Genomic DNA, 2,051 nt, shown 5'->3' with positions numbered 1-2,051 from the left:
GCTCGGTGTATATCAAAAACTAAGTGCAACTATAGAAAAAACGGAGAAAGAAAACACATAACAATGAAAATCAACATTGACACACTCCTTGTTCGCGCTACTCACTACTAAATGTGCAAGTTATTTGCGACGTTCGTCCCGCATTAGCTTAAACAATAAGGATTAAAATATTTTGCAATACAATTTTGCTTTGGATTTCGAAAAGGCAAAAATAACTGGAAAAACAACAATATTTGGAGGGAAATCGATGGAAAAAGAATATGATTTTTCAAAAGGAGAACGAGGCAAGTTCTATAAGTCCGATGTGAAGCTTAATTTACCAGTTTATCGGATTCTGAAGCTTATTCTTTTGTTGAAAAAATAGCCGAGAAGAAACAAGAAGATGTATCAACCATAGTTAATGATCTCATAAAGACAGACAGAGAAATAGCTGATATGGTGCTATAAAAATAAAAAACGAACAAGCGCATAAAACATTATGCAGGGAGAAGGCAGTGACGATGACAGTAGCAGTTGGTCATAAGAAGAACAATAACAATAAAAAGAAGTAATAATTTTTAATCATTAGTTTCTTATCAACGGGTGTCACCTTTTATTAGTGTGGCACTCGTATTTTACTATTAGTTTTTATCCAAGTAAGAAAACGTGTGACCCCTTTTAATCGTTTTAATGAGACCGTTTGGACATACCCAAATATTCTTATGTAAAAGCACATGCCCATACCACATATTTTTGCCTTGAATACGGACGTATATTGTTTTAGCATGCTAATATCACAAGAATACTTGTATTGTTTATGCGGAATGAGTTCAGAATATTATAAAGAGGATTGATCTATGATTAAAAAAAACTTCTTAACGGAAAAGGAAAAAACGACAGTAGAAAGGTTTTCTGCCAAACTTAAATCCGTGTTAGGAGCGAATCTGATACTGATAAAATTAATAGGCTCTAAAGTAAGAGGAGATTTTGGCAGTGAATCAGATATTGATATCTTGATCATAGTAAAAGACTACTTGTCAGATAAAAGGAAAGTCATTGATATCCTTTATTCTGTCGATCCTTTTTATGATGAAAAGATATCACCAATTATTCTTTCAGAATTTGAATATAATAAAAATAAAGAGTTAGAGTCTCCGTTTATTATAAATGCAGAAAAGGACGGGGTCGTTCTGTGAATTATGATTTAGCAAAGTACAGGTTGGAAGACGGTAAAGAAAAGATAGAGTCTGCAGAAATACTCTTCAATAATGGGAAGTATAAAGACTCTGCTTCACGCTCTTATTATGGCATTTTTTCGGCAGCAAGGGCGTTATTGGCAACGAAAGGACTCGATAGTTCAAAGCATACTGGTATCATTGCTCTATTTAATCAACATTTTGTAAAAACAGGCGTGGTTAAGAGAGAGATGAGTAAATTGCTGACTGGCGCTAAAGTTGTACGTGAAAGAAGTGATTATGCCGACTTTGTTATTATTTCAAAAGAGGAGGCACAGGAACAAATAAACTCAGCAAAGTCGTTTGTTAAGGAAATAGAAAATGTATTAAAGAACTCCTGATGCTGGTATAGAAACGACGATCAAGGGAGAAACATTATTTTTCGTCGCAAGAAATAATGATATAATTGTTACTATTATAATTGGATAATATAAAGATATCCTGAAGTTGTATTCAAACCAATAGTTGTAAACATTTCACACGAATAGATATTGCCCACGTGGCTTAATGACAGAGCACGTCACTCCCTGGCCCAGACCGCAGGGCAGATCGCACCAGGGCGGGCGTAAACCCATCCGGGCATTTTTCTTAACTCCCTTAATACCTAAATTCCATAATCCTTAAATTTATTCGTAATTTGTACGAGTTATAGTCGCAGCAACTTCACAATGAGGGGGCGTGGGTGGAGTTGATGATTTTTTGGGTTATCCACATTTGCATAATTTGAATAAAGATAATCAAGAAAGTTCCTCAACTATCATACTTGACATACCACTATTGTATTTATAAAGTACAGATCTGATATATATGATATCTTGTATTAGTTGCTAAATTGAA

General features: G+C 34.4%; 2 protein-coding genes. Both read left to right on the top strand.

Annotated elements, in window-relative coordinates:
* Nucleotides 1-836 precede the first annotated feature (836 nt).
* Nucleotides 837-1,175 (top strand): nucleotidyltransferase domain-containing protein, encoded by a 339-nt coding sequence (locus tag NUV40_00020; protein ID MCR4342278.1) that lies wholly within the window; start codon nt 837-839, stop codon nt 1,173-1,175.
* Nucleotides 1,172-1,555, top strand: a complete 384-nt coding sequence (locus NUV40_00015; GenBank protein MCR4342277.1) for a HEPN domain-containing protein — start codon at nt 1,172-1,174, stop codon at nt 1,553-1,555. The genes NUV40_00020 and NUV40_00015 overlap by 4 nt, the downstream gene beginning before the upstream one ends.
* Nucleotides 1,556-2,051 lie beyond the last annotated feature (496 nt).

The organism is Patescibacteria group bacterium (genome assembly GCA_024654625.1).
In the GTDB taxonomy this organism is placed as follows: domain Bacteria; phylum Patescibacteriota; class Minisyncoccia.
This window is presented reverse-complemented; position numbering and strand designations above follow the sequence as displayed.